Below are 19250 nucleotides of genomic sequence, written 5' to 3'. Positions count from 1 at the left end.
GGTCCGATCGGAGGTTAAGTGTCTAGCTTATGAGTCGGATTTTTACCCTGCTGCTCGTGCTCGTTTTTGTCGCCTTCGGCCTGTTTTTTGGCACGCTCAACGAGGACCCGGTCACGGTCGACCTGTTTTTTCTCTCCGTTACCCAACCGCTCGCCCTGATTGTCATGGCCGCATTTCTCGCGGGTGTTCTGCTCAGTGGGACGCTGGTCTACCTGTCCATGTGGTTCGGGGTGAAACGCCGCATACGAGCGCTCAAGTCTGATCAGGCGGCATCTGCGAGCAAAGCCATGGCGAGCAGTCATGGCTGAGACTGGTTTATTCTGGCTGCTGCTGCCGGTGGCAGCAGCGTCGGGATGGCTGGCTCACGCGGTGGCTCAGAGGCGCCAGGAAGCCCTGTCGCTCAAACAGTTTTCGACCAGCTATTTCCGAGGGCTGAACTACCTCCTCAACGAGCAGCCCGACAAGGCCATCGAGGTGTTTCTTAAGATCGCCGAAGTGGACCGCGACACCGTCGAAACCCATCTGGCGCTCGGCAATCTTTTCCGCCGCCGCGGCGAGGTCGATCGGGCCATTCGCTTTCATCAAAATCTGGTGTCACGCGAGGGGCTGAGCCACGAGCAGCGCACGCAGGCGGTGCTGGAACTGGGCGAAGACTTTATGCGGGCCGGTCTGCTCGACCGGGCAGAAAAGCTGTTCGCTGACCTCCTGAAGATGAAAGAACATCGGCCTGAGGCGCTGCGTCATCTGATCAGCATCTATCAGCAGGAACGCGACTGGGACAAGTCGATTGAACACGCGCGAACACTGCAGGAGGTTTCCGGGCAGAACATGCGCCCGGTCATCGCTCAGTTCTTCTGCGAGATCGCCCAGGCGATGTCTGACGGGAACAACTTTCAGTCGGCCCGAAACCAGCTTCGGCGTGCCCTCAACGTGGACCCGGGCTGTGTCCGGGCCAGCATGCTTGAGGGACATATCTGTGTGCAGGAGGGGCAGTGTGATAAGGCGATTGCCGCCTATCGCCGCGTGGCCGAGCAGGACCTCGATTATATTCCCGACGTGCTCGAACCGATTCTGCGCTGTTTTGAGAGTGCGGGCAGGATCGAGGACTCCCGCGAATTTCTGACTGACGTTATTCAGCGTTATCGGGGCGTGTCGCCCGTGATTGCGCTGGCGGAACTCATCTTAGTGGAGGAAGGCCGCCAGGAGGCCGCGGAGTTTATCAGCGCGCAGCTACGGCAGCGTCCCTCGGTGCGTGGGCTCGCGTACCTGATCGGTCTCAATCTTCACGATACGGAGGGCCTGCAGCGGGATAACCTGCTTATTCTCCAGGACCTGACCTCCAAGCTGCTTGAGGGTAAGCCCGTGTACCGGTGCAATCAGTGTGGTTTCGGTACCCGGTCGCTGCACTGGCAGTGCCCAAGCTGCAAAAGCTGGAATAGCGTCAAGCCGATTCACGGCGTCGCCGGCGAGTAGGTCGGCGCCATGCCCCTGTTTGCCGCCGCTGCGCTGCTGACCCTCGCGGCAACCCCCCTCCTGGCCCGCTATGCTCGTCGACAGGGGCTGATCGACAAACCTGACCCACGAAGGCTGCACGTCGGCGAGGTCGTCCGCGGGGCTGGGGCCGCCATGGTCGGTGCCTTCCTGCTGTGCACCGCGGTTGGGCCATGGCTGGCGCCGGACCTGATGACGCGACCGTTGACGCTGCCCGCCGGGCTCTACGTGGCCGTGCTCGGTGCGCTGGGCTTCTGGGACGACCATCAGCCGATCGCTGCGCGCTGGCGGGCATCAATTCAGCTTGTGGCGACGGTAGGCCTGCTCCTGGCGCTGCCGCTGCCGGAGGGCGCGCTGGCGCCGCCGCTAGTCGCGGTGGCAGGCGTGCTGCTGATCGTTTGGTGGATCAACCTGTTTAACTTTATGGACGGCAGCAACGGCATGGCCGCCGTTCAGGCCCTGTTTATGGGACTCGCGGCCAGCTGGCTCGTTGCCGAGTCGGCGGTCGGCGGGACCGAGGCCTACCACGCCCGACTTTGTGCACTCCTCACCGCTGGTGTCGCCGCCGGATTCCTGCCGTGGAATTTCCCCCGTCCGCGCGCGTTCATGGGTGACGTGGGGAGCTACGGGCTCGCCGCCATGCTGACGGTCACCGCGCTGCTGGGGCTGCGCAGCGCGTCGCTGCAGTGGGCAGAGGTGCTCCTGCTCCCGGCCGTATTTGTGCTGGACGCAAGCCTGACGCTCCTACGCCGGGTCCTGGCCCGCCGCCGGTGGTATGATGCACACCGCGAGCACGTGTATCAGCGGCTGGCTGCCGGCGGTGTCGGCGCCGCCGGCGTACTGATGATTTACACCGTTGTTAATGCGGGGTTCATCTTGCCGGCGGTATGGTTTCAGCGGCGCAATCCGGAGTTGAGTACGCTCACGGTGTTCGTCGTTTACGGACTATTGATCGCTGCCTGGCTGATCGTCAGTCGGGCCCTTGACCGCAGGCAGGGCACATGAACCGAGCATGGCAGGCAACCTGGCATCCGCGAACGGCGGTCGCTCTGCACGATCTGTTTATGGTTTGGGCCAGCTGGAACGTCGCTCACTGGCTCCGCTATCAGCTCCTCCCCTTCGATAAAGCCCAGCCGTTATGGCCCACCGAAATGCCGGTGGTCCTCGTGGCTCAGGGGGCGGTTCTCGCCATCTTTGGTCTCTACCGCGGCATCTGGCGCTTCGCCAGCTTGCCCGATCTCTGGAACATCATCCGGGCAGCGGTTGTTGGCACGTCCCTGATCTTCCTGTCGCTGTTTCTGATCAGCCGACTCGAAGGCGCGCCGCGATCGGTGTTTCTGATTTATCCCCTCGCGCTGACGCTGCTCCTAGGGATGCCGCGCCTGTTGTTTCGTTTGTGGAAGGATCGGGCGCTGAGCTTTCGATCCCGGCCGGGGCAGACTCGCGTGCTGCTGCTCGGCGCCGGTGCAACCGGCGATCTGCTCGCCCGGGATCTGCCCCGGGATGGGGACTACTACCCGGTCGGATTTCTGGACGATGAGCGTCGGCTGGCGGGGAGCAAGCTACGTGGTTTGCCGGTTTTCGGCTCGATCGCCAAGCTGTCGGAAATCGTCCGCAGTCAGGCCATCGACCTGGCGATTATTGCGATCCCGTCCGCGAGCAACCAGCAGATGCAGCGTATTGTGGAGCTGTGTGAAGCAGACGGCGTGCCCTTTCGCACCGTTCCGCGACTCAACGATCTGGTGTCGGGTCGCTCGTCCATCCACGAACTGAAGGATGTGGCAATCGAAGACCTGCTGGGCCGGGACCCGGTCGCCCTCGACTGGCTGGCGATTGAAGGCGGGCTAAAAGGGCGGTCGGTCATGGTCTCCGGCGGCGGTGGTTCTATCGGCGGCGAACTCTGCCGGCAAATTGCTGATCTTGGGCCTGCCCGACTGACCATCCTCGAGCGGTCGGAGCACAATCTCTACGAGATCGAGCGAGAGCTTCGCCGTCACTGGCCCGAACTGATTCTCGACCCGCTGCTGATCGACGTCTGCGACCGCAGCGCGGTGGATTGGGCCATGAGCGAGTATCAGCCCGAGGTGGTTTTCCATGCGGCGGCCTTTAAGCACGTGCCGCTCCTCGAGCGGCAAACTCGCGAGGCTGCTCGGAATAATATTGTCGGAACACGCGAGCTGGCGATTGCCGCTGACCGGCAGGGTGTCGGCCGTTTTGTCCTGATCTCCAGCGACAAAGCGGTCAATCCGAGCAGCGTGATGGGTGCTACCAAGCGTGCCGCCGAGGTGCTCTGTCAGGCGTTGGCGGAGAACTCGTCCACCCGCTTTATCACGGTCCGCTTCGGCAACGTGCTGAATTCCGCCGGCAGCGTAGTACCGCTGTTCCAGGAGCAGATCAGCATGGGCCGGCCGGTGACGGTCACCCATCCCGAAGTCACCCGCTACTTCATGACCATCCCCGAGGCTTGCCAGCTCATCATGCAGGTTGCCAGCATCGGCGAGGGCGGGGAGATCTACGCGCTGGACATGGGGGAACCCATTCGTATTCAGTATCTCGCGGAGCAGATGATCCGTCTGGCTGGCAAAATCCCGTTCAAGGAAGTGGAGATCACTTTCACCGGCCTGCGTCCGGGGGAAAAGCTTAAGGAAGAACTGTTCCACGAACAGGAGCGCTACCAGCCGACGGAATGGGCTCAAATCCTCGTTGCGATGCATCGGCCCCACGACTGGCATCGCGTCGAGCAATCGGTCAGCGCCATTCGGCACGCCTGTGAAACGATGGACAGCGAAATCATTGAAAGCGCGCTGACCCACCTGGTGCCGGAATACCGCCGCGGACAACCCTCAGCGGAACAGGAAAACGTCGTGCCGCTGCCGGCGCGGCCTGCCAGCGGCTAACCTACTGAAAGGACTCGCATGTCGAAGATTCGAAAAGTCATGTTCCCGGTCGCTGGCCTGGGAACCCGATTCCTGCCGGCGACCAAAGCCGTGCCGAAAGAGATGTTGCCGATCATCGACCGGCCCTTAATTCAGTACGCGGCAGATGAGGCTGTCGGCGCGGGGGCGTCCGCTCTGGTGTTTATTACCAACAGCAGCAAACAGGCGATCAATCAGCACTTCAGTGCCGCTTTCGAGCTCGAATCCCGGCTCGAGAAAGACGGCAAGAACGACACGCTGGCGCTGGTGCGCGGCACGCTCGCAGAAGGGGTGAGCCAGGCGGCGGTGCCACAGCATCAGGCGCTGGGGCTCGGGCACGCGGTGCTTTGCGGTGCGGATGCGGTCGGCGACGAGCCCTTTGGCGTTATCTTGCCCGATGATCTGATCGTCAATCAGGGGCGGGGTTGTCTCGAGCAGATGGTGGAAGTTTACGAACAGACCGGCGCCAGCGTTATCGCCGTGGAGGAGGTGCCACCGGAACACACCAACCGCTACGGCATCGTCTCCACCAGCCCGCACAGCGAACGGGTAGAAAAGCTTGAGGCCATCGTAGAAAAGCCGGACCCAGCCGAAGCGCCGTCCAACCTGGCGGTGGTCGGACGCTACCTGTTAACGCCGAAAATCTTTGAGCTGCTGAGCACTACGGGGGCAGGCGCGGGCGGCGAAATCCAGCTCACTGACGCCATTGCGGCGTTGCTGCAGCATGAGCCCGTTTACTGCTATCGCTTCGAGGGAAAACGGTACGACTGCGGCAGCAAGCTGGGTTTTGTACAGGCGACGGTCGAGCTGGCGCTGGCGGATCCCGACCTCGGATCACCGGTGTCTGCGATGCTCAAACGCCTGACGTAGCGTCCTGCGGGATATGCCCTGCAGGACACTAGGCCGGTGACCGGGTAAGCCCCGCTTCGCTGAAGCGAACCAGCGAGTCGATCGTGGCGCGCAGATAGTCCTCGCGATCGGTGCCGTCAGCCAGCTTAGTCAAACCGAAATCGCCCATGCTGTAGGTCAGTGCGCCGATCGTGAAGTCGAGCCGGCGGGCAACCTCCTGGTCTGGCAGGTGCGGCAGATGCTTGGCAATGGCGGCAAAAAATCGCCGGTTGATGTCACCGTATTCGCGGGACAAAAACTCACGAAACTGGTCTTTGTACTCCACAAAGCCGCGCGTCACGATCTGCACAAAATACTCGCCGTGTACGGGATCGGTACTCAGCCGCAGCGCGGGTGCGATAAATGCCTTGAGGAGATCGCGGAGGGGCGGGTTGGCGTCCGCGGCCATCACTTCCTCGAAGGCTTTCTCTCGTTCGACGTTCAATCCATCCAGGTGCCGCCGGAAAACCTCCTGAATGAGGTTCTCCTTACTGCCGAAGTGATAGTTGACTGAAGCCAGGTTCACTTCCGCTAATTCGGTCACCTGGCGGAGGGATGCTCGAACGAAGCCATGGCTGGCAAACAGATGCTCCGCTGCCTGGATAATCCGCTGTTTTGTTTGCCCGGTTGCCATCGCTTTAAAAGACCGTTTTAAACAGGTCGGGGAGGGTAGCAGGTCTGATCCGCGAAATTCAATTGGCTGTGGGGAAGAAAAAGTTCGGAAATACGTGCACTTAGAGGCATTGGGCGCCCCCCCGGGAGCATCCCTCAGGAGCTTCGGGCGCAATTTGACCCTGATTGCTAAGAAAAGGGGGCTAAGCTCGCGTTTACTCGGGACATTCTGTGTTAAGATCCGGCGCTCGTACGCTCGGTTGGGGCAGCGTTCGGGACTCACCGATTTTCGGGTGGAATCCGCCCCAACCGCGCCAAAAAAATAGCAACAGGAGATCCGGTGAGCACTCAACGCACCCTTTCGATCATCAAGCCCGACGCGGTCGCCAAAAACATCATTGGCGAAATCTATCGCCGCTTCGAGGCGGCCGGCCTGAAAATTGTCGCGGCCGAGATGAAACACCTGACGTCAGACGAGGCCGGCGGTTTTTACGCTGTGCACAAAGAGCGGCCGTTCTACGCTGACCTGGTGAGCTTTATGAGCTCCGGCCCGGTCATGATCCAGGTTCTGGAAGGTGACAACGCCATCGCTGTTAACCGCGAGTTAATGGGCGCCACCAATCCGGCCGAGGCCGCGCCAGGGACGATCCGTGCGGACTTCGCCGACAGCATCGACGCCAATGCGGTTCATGGGTCCGACGCGCCGGAGACGGCTGCCACCGAAATTCAGTTCTTCTTCCCGGGCCTCAGCTGATGCCCCCGGCGGAATCCCGGTCGAGCGAGGCAGCGGCTGAGTCCGCTGCGAGCTCCGTGGTGACGCCAGCCAAAAAGAATCTGCTCGACTTCGACCTGCCGATGTTGGAGCAGGAGCTCGCGTCGCTCGGCGAGAAGCCGTTTCGCGCGAGGCAAATCCTTAAGTGGGTATATCACCAACATGTCCACGACTTCAGCGAGATGTCGAATATCTCGCTGAAGCTGCGCAGCGAGTTGTCCGCCCGCTACACCATCGCGCTGCCGCAAATCATGACTCAGCAAACCTCCGAAGACGGCACCCGCAAGTGGCTGCTTGCGTTGAGCGGCGGGAACGCGGTGGAGGTGGTCTACATACCGGAACCCAGCCGGGGCACGCTGTGCATCAGCTCACAGGTTGGCTGCATGCTGAACTGTACGTTCTGCTCCACTGCCACGCAGGGATTTAGCCGAAATCTCAGCACGGGCGAAATTGTTGGACAGGTGCTGACGGCCGCCCGGGAGCTCGGTCACTGCAACGCCGACCGAAAAATCACCAACGTGGTATTCATGGGCATGGGGGAGCCGCTGCTCAACCCAGACAACGTGTTCCCGGCCATCAGGCTCCTGCTGGAGGACCTCGCCCTGGGTTTTGCGGCGAGGCGGGTAACGGTCAGCACCGCTGGACTGGTTCCCGGTATCGACCAGCTCAAAGAGGTGGCGGATGTCAGCCTCGCGGTCTCGCTTCATGGCGCTGAAAACACGCTGCGAACCGAGCTGGTGCCGCTGAACAAAAAGTACCCGATTGCTGAGCTCCTCGCGGCCTGTCGACGCTACCTCGCCGGCAAGGCGCGAGCCCGCATTACCTTCGAATACACGCTGATCGAGGGCGTCAACGACCATCCGGAGCACGCACGTTCGCTGATCCGGCTGCTCCGCCAGGTACCCTCGAAGCTCAACCTGATTCCCTTTAACCCGTTTCCCGGCACCGATTATCAGCGCTCCACGCCGCAGCGTATTGCGACCTTCCAGAAAATCATTCAGGAGGCCGGCGTGGTGGCGACGCTGCGCCGCACCCGCGGGGACGATATCGATGCGGCCTGCGGACAGCTTGTCGGGCGGGTGAAAGACCGAACCCGAAGGCAGGAACGCCACCAGACGCGACTACTTGCCAAAGGCGTAGCAACCCCGGATGGTGGACCAAACCGCCGAGCGTTAGAGGTTTCGACATGACTCGAATCAATTTACGGACAGTTGCGCTGCTGGCGCTTTCCGTTTTCCTGTCAGGCTGCGCGAGCTCCGGCAATACCGTTAACGCTCGTCAACAGCAGGCGGATGCTGCGGCTAAAGCGGCGCAGACCAACACGCAGCTGGCCGTCGGCTATCTCGAAAAAGGTGATACCGAGCTGGCCCTGGAAAAAATTGCGCGGGCGCTGGTCCAGGATCCCCAGTCGGCCGGCGCTCACACCGTGGCCGGCGTCATCTATGAGCGGATCAACCGGTTTGATGATGCGGAAAAGCATTATCGGCAGGCCGTTAAGCTCGCGCCCGAAAACGGGGACGTGCTCAACAATTACGGTCAGTTTCTTTGTAAGGTCGAGCGATACCAGGATTCGATTCCGTACTTCGAACGGGCCGTCGAACAACCGTTCTATCAGAACCCCGAGGTAGCACTTACTAACGCCGGCACCTGCCTGGAGCAGTCAGGGAAGCTCGGTGACGCCGAAGATCGCTACCGTCAGGCGCTGGAAGCCAACGAACGCTATCCGGACGCACTTTATATGCTGAGTCGCGCGCTTTGTAAGCGCGGCGATGACTTCAGAGCTCGGGCGTTTTTGCAGCGGCTGCAGGCAGCACGCGGCGACTCCCCCGAATCCCTTTGGCTTTGCTACGCTATCGAAACCCGTATGGGTGATACTAAGACCGCCAGCGACTGCGCCCGGCAGCTCAAATCCTATTTTCCGGAGTCGAGCCAGGCACAGCGACTGGGGCAGGGGAACCAGAATGATGAGTACTGCGGATAGTTCTGACCAGCAATCCTCAAAATTAGACGACGGGGCTGCGGCAGCAGCGGAACTGGGCGAGCGGCTGCAAAACGCCCGTAATGCTCGCGGGCTGTCGGAACGCGACCTCGCCCGGCAGATCAACCTGACGGCGTCGACGGTGTCGCGTATCGAGACCGGGCATTGGGACCAGCTCGGCGCCCCGGTGTATCTTCGCGGTTACCTCGATGCGCTTTCGCGGCTACTGGAGGTAGACTGCTCAATCGCGGAGGCCTACTTCACGTCCCGGGAGCGAGCTGCGCAGGAAGCCGCGCGGTCGGAGTTCCTGGTATCGCCCAAGCCTTCAGCGCTCCAGCACTCTCACCGTCTGCTGGCCTACGTCGCGGCGACCGCGCTCCTCGCCATACCCGCAACCTGGCTGATCATGGGCGCATTCAAGGGAGAGATCGGAGCGCCGTCACCGGCGACAGTCGCCGCCCGCACCGCGCCCGAAGCTTCGGCGACCGACGGCGTTTCTGCTGATGACGCGGGAACCACGACTGCGGAAACTCGAATCGAGCCACGGCTGGCCTCGATTGCGCCGCTGCCCGAATTGCTGCGTGATAACGCCATTACGACACCGACACCGATGAAGCCGCTGCCGGTGCTGCGTCTGGACTTTGGCGAAGAGGCCTGGCTTGAAGTGAACGACGCCAGCGGCAAGCGCCTGGCGTTTGGCCTGATGGCGGCGGGCTCCAGCCGGTCGTTTGAAACCGAACAAGGCCTGATCGTGCGGCTGGGCAATGCGGACGCCGTCACGGCTTTTCTTGACGACGCGGTTTACGCACTCGATGCACACCGCACCGGCGAAATCGCCGAATTTTCGCTGCCCGCGAACTGATTGGCCCCACGCCCCACGCTTAACCGGCGCCGCGCCACGCCGCCGCTTCACCCTGCATGACGGAGCCCGATGTCGATAAAACGCGTTAAGGGAATGTATGACCTGGTGCCCGGCCAAACCGCTACCTGGCAGCGAGTTGAGGCGGCCGCCAGCCGCCTGCTTGAGAGCTATGGGTATCTCGAGTTACGCCTGCCGCTGTTGGAGCGCACGGAGCTTTTCAGTCGGGCGATTGGTTTGGCCACCGATGTTGTGTCCAAAGAGATGTACAGCTTCGTTGATCGCAACGATGAGGCGCTAAGCCTTCGACCGGAGGGCACCGCCGGGATCGTACGTGCCGCGATTAGCAATGGTCTGCTGCAGGGACACAGCAGCAAGCTGTGGTATGGCGGGCCGATGTTCCGTCGCGAGAACGTACAGCGTGGTCGAAACCGCCAGTTTTATCAGATCGGTGCCGAGGTCTTCGGCCTGCCGGGGCCGGATATTGATGCGGAACTCATCATCATGTTGGCCCGCCTTTGGCGACAGCTTGGCATTCTCGGCGTCACGCTCGAAATTAACTCGCTGGGAACACGCGACTCGCGCCAACGTTACCGTGAAGTTCTGCTGGACTACTTAACGACCCGGCGATCCGACCTCGACGACGACAGTATCCGTCGGCTTGACACCAATCCGCTGCGGATCCTCGACAGCAAAAACGCCGCCATGGCCGAGCTGATTGCCGGCGCTCCCAGTCTGCTCGAGCACCTCGACGAGGAATCCGGCCAGCATTTTTCGGAACTCAAGTCCATGTTGGAACGAGCTGGCGTCAGCTTTGAGGTCAATCCTCGCCTGGTCCGTGGACTCGACTACTACAGCCGCAGCGTTTTTGAGTTCAAAACGACGGAGCTAGGGAGCCAGGGCACGATCTGCGCCGGGGGGCGTTACGACGGATTGGTAGAAACTCTCGGTGGGCCCGCAACGCCAGGCATCGGCTTTTCCCTTGGCGTCGATCGGGTCGTTGCGCTGCTGCAGGAGCAGGGAGGCGAGCTCGAGCCCACCGCTCCCCACGTTTTTTTTGTTGCAGTCGGCGATCGCGCGTGGCCGGTTGCCATGACGCTGGCTGAGCGACTCCGGGACGAAGTGCCCGGCCTGAGGCTAGTACAAAATCTGGGCAGCGGCAGTTTCCGGGCGCAGTTTAAGCGTGCAGACAAAAGCGGTGCCGAACTCGCTCTGGTCCTTGGGGAAAGTGAGCTTGAAGCACAGACGGTCCAAATTAAGCCCCTTCGGCAGGCAGGCGAAGCGACGGTGGTCGGTTTTTCCGACCTTCCAGAAGCCTTGAAAAACCACCTGGCCATGAGCGGTTCAACCCCCTGAATCGCGAGTCGGCCTCACGATCGCGGGACAACAACCCCTTTTATTGCCATGGTGGAACGCCCTGGACCATTGAAAAATGTCTCTGGGGTTGAAAAAATGGCGGGTTACGCGCACCACATAAGCAAAACAACGGAGCCGATACGGCGGTGAGAAACGAATATTACGACGACCACGAGCAGGGCGAAGCGGTCAAGCAATGGCTTAAGACCAACGGTCTGTCCATCTTTTTTGGCATCGCGCTCGGTATCGGTGGTCTTTACGGCTGGCGTTTTTGGCAGGCCAACGAGCTTGCAGGACGTGAACAGGCGGCCAACGCTTATCAGCAGCTCCTGACCGATCTCGAGGGAGATGTTGAGGCGACGAGAGAGGTGCTGGATCAGTTCACCTCATCCAACAACAACGCCGCCTACGCCACGTTGGCGGCCTTTTCGCTGGCGGGCAAAGCCGTCGAAGAACGCAACTTTACTGAGGCCGTGTCGCTGCTGGAGTTTGCCGAGCAGTCTGGGGCGCCAGAGGCGCTCAAACCGGTTGCAGGCCTGCGGAAGGCTCGCGTGCTGGTACAGACCGGACAGCTGCCGGAGGCCCTGGCGGCAGTCAACCGTCATGATCGCGATGAGCATCGAGGGCTCGCATCGGAGATTCGCGGAGACATTTTGCTGGCCCAGGGCGACCAGAGCGGCGCGCGTGAGGCTTATCAGACGGCGCTGGACAATCTGGCCGGACGCGATCGGTCAATGCTGCAAATGAAGCTGGACGACCTGGCGCCCCCAGAGGCGGCAGCTGACGCAGCTGAGGCGGTCGAGGACGCCACATGATTTCGAGCCTTCGCGCTGGGGAATTCAGCGTGCTTCGAATGCTGCTGCTCTTAAGCTGCGTTGCCTGGCTTCCCGCGTGCTCGTGGTTCGGTGACGAGGAAGAGCTCGGCCCCGCACCGCTCGTGGACTTTGATACCACGATGCAGGTTGAACGATCCTGGTCAACCCAGGTGGGCAAAGGGGTGCCAGAAAGCGGGTTCCGTCTGTCCCCGGTGGTGGCCGACTTTAAAGTCTATGCCGCGTCCAGCAACGGTGTGGTCAAAAGTATCGGTCTTGAAGCGGGTGATACGCTTTGGGAAACACGCCTGGATTTCACGATCACCGGCGGGCCGGGGGTTGAAGACGACGTCGTTGCCGTTGGCGGGCTGGACGGCCAGATTGTCGCTTTATCTGCCGAGGACGGCAGCGAACTGTGGCGCAGCAACGCCACCTCCGACATCCTTGCGGCACCGGTCGTGCATCGCGGTATGGTCATCGTGAGATCGGAAGACAGCCGCGTCTATGGGCTGAACGCCTCAGACGGGCGACGTCAATGGGTCTTTGACAGCGCCGTGCCAACGCTGACGCTGCATGGCAATGGCGACCCGCTGGCCCGCGCAGGCTTTATCTACATCGGTTTGGACAACGGAAACCTCGTCGCCCTGCGGTCGAGCGACGGATCCCTGGTCTGGCAGGAGCCCGTCTCACCCCCCAGCGGCAGAAATGTCCTGGAGCGCCTTTCGGACGTCGACGGTCACCTGGCACTCGTCGCCGGCGACCTCTACGCGGTGGGGTTTCAGGGGCGTCTGAGAGCGTTTGCCGCGGATTCTGGCCGCCTGCTGTGGGCGCGAGAGTTTTCTGCTTATGAAGGGTTGACCGCCGATCGGAACCTGATTGCAGTCAGCGATGCTGACGACGCCCTCTGGGCACTTGAGCGGCTTTCGGGCGGCACGCTGTGGAAGCAGGACGCGCTGGTTCGGCGGCTGATTGGCTCCCCCACGCTGTTTTCCGATGCGGTGGTGGTCTCTGATTTTGAGGGCTATCTCCACTTTCTTTCTACCGACGACGGCAGCTTTGTGGCCCGTCTTCGTCACGACTCCGATGGCGTTGCCGGCTATATGATCACGGCGTCGAACCGCCTACTGGTGTATGGCCGCGGCGGTCGCCTGTCGGCCTACCAGGTCCCCTGACGCCCGCCCGCTGATGTTGCCCGTTGTCGCCCTTTGCGGTCGACCCAATGTCGGCAAGTCCACCCTGTTCAACGCTCTGACACGGAGCCGAGAGGCGCTGGTGGCTGACTATGCCGGGCTCACTCGCGACCGGCGCTATGGGCTGGCGCAGCTGGAACACCACTCGCTCATCCTGGTGGACACGGGCGGGCTGACCGACCAAGCCGCCGGTATCGACGCGCTGACCGTTGAGCAGGCACGAGCGGCCATCGCCGAATCAGACCTCTTGCTGTTTATGGTGGACGCACGCGACGGTTTGACACCGGATGATCAGCTGTTTGCGAAGCAGCTGCGCGCCACCGGAAAGCCGGTGGTGCTCGTCGTGAACAAGTCTGACGGTTTGAATGAGGCCACCATCAACGCTGAGTTTTCTGAGCTCGGCTTTTCCCACACTTGCGTAATCTCCGCAGCACATCGTCGGGGTCTGTCGCGTGTCGCAGCGGTGCTGGAGGAGCTTCACGAGGTTACCGTGGGGGAGGGCGCGCAAGACGGGCAGCGCGATCAGCTGTTTCCGCCCGGGCCCAAAATCGCCGTGGTCGGCCGCCCAAACGTCGGCAAATCAACGCTCATCAATCGGCTTATCGGCGAGGAGCGCCTGCTGGCGTATGATCAGCCGGGGACCACTCGTGACTCGATTGCCGTCCCCTGGGAGATCGACGGCGAGCCCTATGCATTGATCGACACCGCCGGCGTTCGACGTCGTTCAAGGGTCTCCGAGGCTATCGAAAAATTCAGCGTGATCAAAGCGCTACAGGCGATAGAGCAGTGTGAGCTGGCGCTGGTGGTGATCGACGCATCGGAGGGACTGGTCGACCAGGACACCACCATCCTGGGAGCCGTGCTGTCGGCGGGCAAGGCCCTGCTGGTGGTTGTTAACAAGTGGGACGGGCTGGAAGCCGAGCGGCGGCGTGTCGTCAAGGCCGAGCTTGAGCGAAAGCTCTCGTTTGTGCCGTTTGCCGTCCGCGTCACCATTTCGGCGCTGCACGGCAGTGGTCTGGGTGAACTACAGCAGGCGATCAGAAAGACACATGCGTCTACGCTCAGGCGGCCGAGCACACGAGAACTGAGCGATATCCTGGAGCGCGCGGTCGCTGGACACAGCCCGCCGCTGGTCCGGGGCCATACGCCGAAGCTGCGCTACGCTCACCTCGGCGGCCACAATCCGCTGCGGATTGTAATTCACGGCAGCCGCCTGGAAGACCTGCCGGACGCCTACCAGCGCTACCTGTCGAATACTTATCGAAAGGCGCTAAAGCTGACGGGCGTGCCGGTCTGGCTGCAGTTTCGGAAGGGCAAAAACCCGTATGAAGGTCGGCGAAACGTCCTCACCGCGCGACAGCTTGCCAAGCGAAAGCGCCTGAAGAAGTTTACGGGGCGGAAAAAGCGCCGCTGAGGCACTGACGGGCCTGACGAGCCGTCGATGACGGCTCATTTCGAGGAATCAAGAGTCGGCGTTAGCCGCTTTATAGGCCCTAACTTCGTTGTTGAACGCTTCTCCAACAAGATGCATTTCGTCAACCATGGCATTGTGGCGACGGGTACGCAAAGCGCGTTCCTCTTCGATGGCCTCTTCGCTCATGACCGCCGTGGCCATGTTTTTCTCCTCGTTTTCGAGACAGGCCAGATAGGCATCACCCTCCGCCATATAGGCCTTAACCTTCTTTTGGGTTTCGATCAAAACGTCCTTGCTGGCTTTGGCACCATCCGGGATGTCGACTTTATAAGGCTTTTCGCAGGTTTCAGCGCTGGCGGTCAGCGCGGTAGCGAGCAGCGGTGCGGCCAGCAGGGGGAAGACAAACAGGTTTCTCATCATGATAGTTTCTGCCGAAAAATCCGCCTCTAGTATAAAAGGTGCCACCGTGGTTCGCCAAACGAGACGACAACCGCTCAGTTCGGCAATAATTTTGTGATTTTTTTCACCGAAAAACGGTCAATATAACTGAGGCGGTGAATCGAGCTGTCATCGATGCTCCGGGAACGGAGAAGAAACGTTAAATTATTACAGCAACCCATTGAAAATAAATAATTTTTAGGCCTTTTTGTGACATCTAACCGGTTTGCCTTCCTGCTCCTGTCTCTGGCGACCCTGAGCGGCTGCTCCCAGATCATCAGCCGGGCGACCGATTCCTTTGCGGGGTCTCTGTCAGCGGGCATTCTGAATCAGAACGACCTGGCGACGGTGCGGGATGGGGCCCCTGCGTATCTGCTGCTCGTCGACGGCTTTATCGCGGACAATCCAGACAACGAGGCGCTGCTGCTGGCGGGAGCGGATCTCTACGGGTCGTATGCCGGGGCATTCGTTGACGATCCCCTGCGTGCCCAGCGCTTGTCTGATCGGGCGCGACAGTACGCGCACCGCGCACTTTGCGTGCGAAACGAGCAGCTGTGCGACGCAATGGATGAGCCTTTTGAGACGTTCGAAGCGGTCCTCGCCGCTGAGTCAGACGAGGCGGACGTTGAGGCGCTTTATGGTTTTGGTGCCGCGTGGGCGACCTGGATACAGATTAACAGCGCGGATTGGAACGCCATCGCGGAGATTCCCAAGGTTGAAGCGGTGATGCGCCGCGTCACCGAAATCTCGCCCTCGTTTCGCCAAGGCTGGCCATACCTCTATCTGGGGGTCGTGACCAGCCAGCTGCCTCCGGCTTATGGTGGCAAGCCTGACAACGCTCGGGCCAATTTTCAACAGGCCCTGGAACTGTCGGACCGACGAAACCTGATGGTGCACGTTTTGTTTGCCTCCGAGTACGCCCGGCTGGTTTTCGATCAGCCGCTGCACGACGAGCTGCTTTCCGAGGTACTCGAGGCTGACGTTAACGAACCTGGCCTGACCCTGATCAACACTCTGGCGCAGCAACAAGCCAAGCTGCTGCTGGAACAAAGCGCGGACTATTTCTAATGACACTCTTTCACTTCAAAAACTCAACCTTGCGTCGTCTCGGCTACTTGGGACTGCTCCTGACGATCCTTATGGCGAGCGGCGGCGCTACGGCGGTCACCCTGAAGATTGCTACCGTAGCCCCGGAAGGCACCGCCTGGATGCAGGAATTGCGCGACGCGGCGCAACGCATCAAGGACCAAACCGAGGGGCGGGTGCTCTTTAAGTACTACCCGGGCGGCGTCATGGGCAGCAGCGATACCGTGCTGCGAAAGATGCGGGTAGGTCAGCTTCACGGCGGCGCCTTTACGGCCAGCGAACTTGCCGGGCGCGATCCGGACCTGCTGCTCTACGGCATTCCGTTCCTGTTTGATTCAGCCGAGGAGGCGGTGTCCGTCCGGAAAACCCTTGACCCTCTCGTGACCGCCGGACTCGCCGATGCGGGACTGACGGTCGTGGGTATCTCCGGCGGCGGTTTTGTGAACCTGTTCAGCAACAGTCCCGTGCGGGAGGCCAGCGACCTGACCAGCGCCAAGGTCTGGACGCCTGAGGGAGATGCGGTTTCCGATCTGGCGTTCCGCATGGCCGGGGTATCGCCGGTTCCGCTCAGCCTGTCGGATGTTTACACCGCGCTGCAGACTGGAGCACTCGACACGGTGGTCAACACCACCGCGGGTGCCATCGCGTTCCAGTGGCACACCAAGATGAAGTATATGACCGATTTTCCTGTTGCCTACGTGCTCGGCGTCATGACCCTGGATCAGCGCAAATTTCAGCGCCTGACGGAAGCCGATCAGCAGGTGGTTCGCGACGCGATGGGTTTGGCCTTCAGCCGTATTGAAGCCACCAACCTCCAGGACGTCGTGGGGGCGCGGGACGCACTCGTAAACCAGGGCATCGAGCTGGTCAGCCTCAACGACGCCCAGCGCGAGCAGTGGCTGGGACTCGGAGAGCGTTTGATCGAGCGGCTCAAGCAGGAGGCGAAGTTTGACCTCGAGCACCTCGAAGCCATGATGCAGACCCTCGCTGAGGTTCGAGCGGCGGCCCGCTAACACCCCGAGCCGGGGGCCGGTCGTCACCGCCCGGCCCTGAACCTCAAACCAGCATTGAACGTGACCCATCCTGCCGGTATCGTGCGGCGATGAAAATTTCCCGTCTGATTGATCACCTGGAGGCAGCGCTACTCGCAGTGCTGCTGTTCGGGCTTGTCGGACTCTCCGGCCTACAGATTGTCCTTCGAAACGGGTTCGACGAGGGCCTGGTGTGGATCGACCCGCTGCTGAGGCTCGCGGTTCTCTGGCTCGGGTTGCTCGGTGCGGTGGCGGCGGCACGTCGGGGCAAAAATATTCAGATCGACCTGCTTGGCCACGCGGTTCCGCCGGTGCTCCGCCGATTGATCAATACGATCACCCAGCTGACCGCGGCCGCCGTCTGCGCGCTGATCTGCTGGCACGGCACTCGGATGGTGCTGCTGGAGGCGGAGTTTGGCGATACTGGTGTCCTTGGCCTGCCGGTTTGGCTCCAGCAAAGCATTATCCCACTTGCTTTTGGCCTTATGGCGGTCATTTACCTTATCGCCAGCGTGATTGAGGCGGCGGGCAAAGGCCAGTCAAAGCCCAACCTTCAGCCGCCAGGCGCCTCAGACGGCGTGCCCCGGGAGTTGCCTGAATGAGCTGGCTCTCTGGCCTGTTCCTGCTGCTGGCCCTACTGGGTACGCCGCTGTTTGTCATCATTGCGGGCGGCGCACTGCTGGGGTTCTGGCAGGCCGATATCGATCTGCAGATTGTCACTATCGAGATTTTTCGGATGGCCGAGATGCCGATCCTGGTGGCCATTCCGCTGTTCACCTTCGCCGGCTATCTGCTCAGCGAGAGTGAGGCGCCGCAGCGCCTGGTGCGCCTGACCCAAACCTGGATCGGCTGGCTGCCGGGCGGCTTGCCCATTGTTTCGCTGGTGACCTGCGCCTTGTTTACGGCGTTTACCGGCGCCTCGGGCGTCACGATTGTGGCGCTCGGCGCCATCTTGGCGCCGGCGCTGATGCAGGCGGGTTATCCGGAGCGGTTCAATCTAGGCCTCATTACCAGTTCCGGCAGCCTCGGTCTGCTGTTTGCTCCCTCGGTACCGCTGATCCTCTATGGCGTTGTGGCCCAGCAGATTGGTGTCGGCGCTCCGGTCAGCATTGATGATCTCTTCATCGCGGGCATCACGCCCGGCCTGCTGATGATCCTGGTTTTATCCATCTGGAGCGCCCGTCAGGGCGCGCTGCGGGCGCAGACGCGGCAACCCTTTGAGCTGGCGCCGGCGCTGGCTGCACTGCGCGAATCTTGGCTCGAGCTGCCGCTGCCGGTGATTGTGCTCGGCGGCATCTACTCAGGTCTGCTGGTCGTCAGCGAAGCGGCCGCCGTGACCGCCATCTACGTGCTGCTTGTGCAGGTGTTGATTCGGCGTGAGATCAGCGTCAGCCAAACGATTGGTATTGCGCGCGACTCTATGGTGCTTGTCGGCGCCATCCTGGTCATCCTCGGCGTCTCGCTGGCTTCGACCAATTACGTCATCGATGCTGAGCTGCCGACAGCCCTGTTTGATTGGATCAACGAACGGATCAGCAGCCGGACGAGCTTTCTGCTCCTGCTGATCGGCTTTCTATTGCTGCTGGGTATGCTGCTGGACGTTTTTTCCGCCATCGTGATTATGATCCCGATCATTCTTCCGATTGGGGTCGGCTATGGGGTTGATCCGGTTCATCTGGGCATCTTGTTCCTGGCCGCCATGCAGATTGGCTACTTCACACCGCCGGTTGGCATGAACCTGTTTATCGCGAGCTTCCGGTTTAACAAACCGGTGATGACCCTGTACCGGGCTACGCTGCCGTTTTTCTTCCTGCTGCTGGGCTGCGTGCTGCTGATCGGGCTCTACAGCCCTCTGTCACTCTGGCTGCTCGACCGCTAGGCACGGTTGCCGTTCGTCGACGTCGTCCATAAAAAAGGCCGCCCTGCGGCGGCCTTCATGAATTGGTGCGACGGCTGGTCGCCTCGGGGCTTGGTCAACCTCCGCCTAGCGGACGACCCTCGCTGCAGCGGTTCAAGCCGGCTGCGCGGGTATCACCGCAGGCGCCACCGATCAGACGCCGCTCCTGTTGATATCGGGTCTGGTCTGCCAGCTGCTTCCACTCGAGCTTGGTGCGGCATACCCGGACGATCATGTGCGTGCCGGTCTTACGCTGGCGCTCGCAGCGAATATCGCTTTCGTCATTGACCACAATTTCCCCGATGTTTTCGTTCTCCGAGAAGTACCGCTGGACGCCGGGCGACGTGAGCAGCTCACCCTTGTTGGTGTCAACAGGTACGGTCTTGCAGGCAGTCAGGCTGGCTGTCAGCAATGCGGTCAGCAGTCCGGTGTTCGCCACTTTCGCGGCGTTTTTCAAAAATTTGTGCAACATCAGGCGCTCCGATCGGTGGCATTTAGGGCCATTTTACGA

At 61.2% G+C, this 19250-nt stretch carries 20 protein-coding genes; 17 read left to right on the top strand and 3 right to left on the bottom strand.

All coding sequences use genetic code 11. The features are described 5' to 3' along the window. Window positions 1–29: 29 nt before the first annotated feature. From AAF358_09085 to galU, 5 genes are read left to right on the top strand one after another with little or no spacing between them, the layout of a single operon-like run. Complete coding sequence (locus AAF358_09085; GenBank protein ID MEM7705692.1) at window positions 30–308, top strand: LapA family protein; 279 nt, start codon at window positions 30–32, stop codon at window positions 306–308. Beyond that, window positions 301–1473: a lipopolysaccharide assembly protein LapB gene (gene lapB / locus AAF358_09080; GenBank protein ID MEM7705691.1), complete on the top strand. Its 1173-nt coding sequence runs from the start codon at window positions 301–303 to the stop codon at window positions 1471–1473. Before AAF358_09085 ends, lapB begins: the two co-directional genes overlap by 8 nt. A 9-nt stretch (window positions 1474–1482) precedes the next feature. Beyond that, window positions 1483–2496: a hypothetical protein gene (locus AAF358_09075; GenBank protein ID MEM7705690.1), complete on the top strand. Its 1014-nt coding sequence runs from the start codon at window positions 1483–1485 to the stop codon at window positions 2494–2496. Then, window positions 2493–4388, top strand: coding sequence for a nucleoside-diphosphate sugar epimerase/dehydratase (locus AAF358_09070; protein ID MEM7705689.1), 1896 nt, complete (start codon window positions 2493–2495; stop codon window positions 4386–4388). Before AAF358_09075 ends, AAF358_09070 begins: the two co-directional genes overlap by 4 nt. 18 nt (window positions 4389–4406) lie before the next feature. Next, the gene (galU, locus tag AAF358_09065; GenBank protein ID MEM7705688.1) at window positions 4407–5276 is read left to right on the top strand and encodes a UTP--glucose-1-phosphate uridylyltransferase GalU; all 870 of its coding nucleotides are present in this window, start codon (window positions 4407–4409) and stop codon (window positions 5274–5276) included. Between the two features lie 28 nt (window positions 5277–5304). On the opposite strand, the gene AAF358_09060 is transcribed toward galU, so the two are convergent. Further along, the gene (locus tag AAF358_09060; protein ID MEM7705687.1) at window positions 5305–5928 is read right to left on the bottom strand and encodes a TetR/AcrR family transcriptional regulator; all 624 of its coding nucleotides are present in this window, start codon (window positions 5926–5928) and stop codon (window positions 5305–5307) included. A gap of 318 nt (window positions 5929–6246) precedes the next feature. Here AAF358_09060 and ndk point away from each other — a divergent pair, with 318 nt between their 5' ends. The 8 genes from ndk (at window position 6247) to der (ending at window position 14287) form a co-directional block, all read left to right on the top strand. Then, window positions 6247–6660 (top strand): nucleoside-diphosphate kinase, encoded by a 414-nt coding sequence (gene ndk, locus AAF358_09055; protein MEM7705686.1) that lies wholly within the window; start codon window positions 6247–6249, stop codon window positions 6658–6660. Further along, complete coding sequence (gene rlmN / locus AAF358_09050; GenBank protein MEM7705685.1) at window positions 6660–7868, top strand: 23S rRNA (adenine(2503)-C(2))-methyltransferase RlmN; 1209 nt, start codon at window positions 6660–6662, stop codon at window positions 7866–7868. Before ndk ends, rlmN begins: the two co-directional genes overlap by 1 nt. Further along, window positions 7865–8659, top strand: a complete 795-nt coding sequence (pilW, locus tag AAF358_09045) for a type IV pilus biogenesis/stability protein PilW (protein ID MEM7705684.1) — start codon at window positions 7865–7867, stop codon at window positions 8657–8659. The genes rlmN and pilW overlap by 4 nt, the downstream gene beginning before the upstream one ends. Next, entirely contained in the window at window positions 8640–9518 is an 879-nt protein-coding gene (locus AAF358_09040) for a RodZ domain-containing protein (GenBank protein MEM7705683.1), read from the top strand. The genes pilW and AAF358_09040 overlap by 20 nt, the downstream gene beginning before the upstream one ends. Before the next feature lie 69 nt (window positions 9519–9587). Next, window positions 9588–10871 carry a histidine--tRNA ligase gene (gene hisS, locus AAF358_09035; protein ID MEM7705682.1) on the top strand — a complete coding sequence of 428 codons (1284 nt, stop codon included), beginning with the start codon at window positions 9588–9590 and terminating at the stop codon, window positions 10869–10871. 146 nt (window positions 10872–11017) lie between these two features. Continuing rightward, a complete protein-coding gene (locus tag AAF358_09030; GenBank protein MEM7705681.1) occupies window positions 11018–11686 on the top strand; it encodes a tetratricopeptide repeat protein in 669 nt (222 codons plus the stop codon). Further along, window positions 11683–12855 (top strand): outer membrane protein assembly factor BamB, encoded by a 1173-nt coding sequence (gene bamB, locus AAF358_09025; GenBank protein MEM7705680.1) that lies wholly within the window; start codon window positions 11683–11685, stop codon window positions 12853–12855. Before AAF358_09030 ends, bamB begins: the two co-directional genes overlap by 4 nt. 13 nt (window positions 12856–12868) lie before the next feature. Beyond that, a complete protein-coding gene (gene der / locus AAF358_09020) occupies window positions 12869–14287 on the top strand; it encodes a ribosome biogenesis GTPase Der (GenBank protein ID MEM7705679.1) in 1419 nt (472 codons plus the stop codon). A 48-nt stretch (window positions 14288–14335) separates the two neighbouring features. On the opposite strand, the gene AAF358_09015 is transcribed toward der, so the two are convergent. Continuing rightward, window positions 14336–14707, bottom strand: coding sequence for a hypothetical protein (locus AAF358_09015; protein ID MEM7705678.1), 372 nt, complete (start codon window positions 14705–14707; stop codon window positions 14336–14338). 228 nt (window positions 14708–14935) lie between these two features. On the opposite strand from AAF358_09015, the gene AAF358_09010 reads away from it, so the two are divergent. From AAF358_09010 to AAF358_08995, 4 genes are all read left to right on the top strand, one after another. After that, window positions 14936–15793 (top strand): TRAP transporter TatT component family protein, encoded by an 858-nt coding sequence (locus AAF358_09010; GenBank protein MEM7705677.1) that lies wholly within the window; start codon window positions 14936–14938, stop codon window positions 15791–15793. Further along, window positions 15793–16824 carry a TRAP transporter substrate-binding protein DctP gene (gene dctP, locus AAF358_09005; protein ID MEM7705676.1) on the top strand — a complete coding sequence of 344 codons (1032 nt, stop codon included), beginning with the start codon at window positions 15793–15795 and terminating at the stop codon, window positions 16822–16824. Before AAF358_09010 ends, dctP begins: the two co-directional genes overlap by 1 nt. An 89-nt stretch (window positions 16825–16913) precedes the next feature. Next, window positions 16914–17444, top strand: a complete 531-nt coding sequence (locus tag AAF358_09000) for a TRAP transporter small permease (GenBank protein ID MEM7705675.1) — start codon at window positions 16914–16916, stop codon at window positions 17442–17444. Further along, complete coding sequence (locus AAF358_08995; protein MEM7705674.1) at window positions 17441–18721, top strand: TRAP transporter large permease subunit; 1281 nt, start codon at window positions 17441–17443, stop codon at window positions 18719–18721. The genes AAF358_09000 and AAF358_08995 overlap by 4 nt, the downstream gene beginning before the upstream one ends. A 94-nt stretch (window positions 18722–18815) precedes the next feature. Here the strand turns inward: AAF358_08995 and AAF358_08990 are convergent, their stop codons facing one another. Further along, a complete protein-coding gene (locus tag AAF358_08990) occupies window positions 18816–19211 on the bottom strand; it encodes a hypothetical protein (protein ID MEM7705673.1) in 396 nt (131 codons plus the stop codon). Between the last annotated feature and the right edge of the window lie 39 nt (window positions 19212–19250).

It is taken from the genome of Pseudomonadota bacterium, from assembly GCA_039033415.1.
GTDB lineage: Bacteria > Pseudomonadota > Gammaproteobacteria > Xanthomonadales > SZUA-38 > JANQOZ01.
This window is presented reverse-complemented; position numbering and strand designations above follow the sequence as displayed.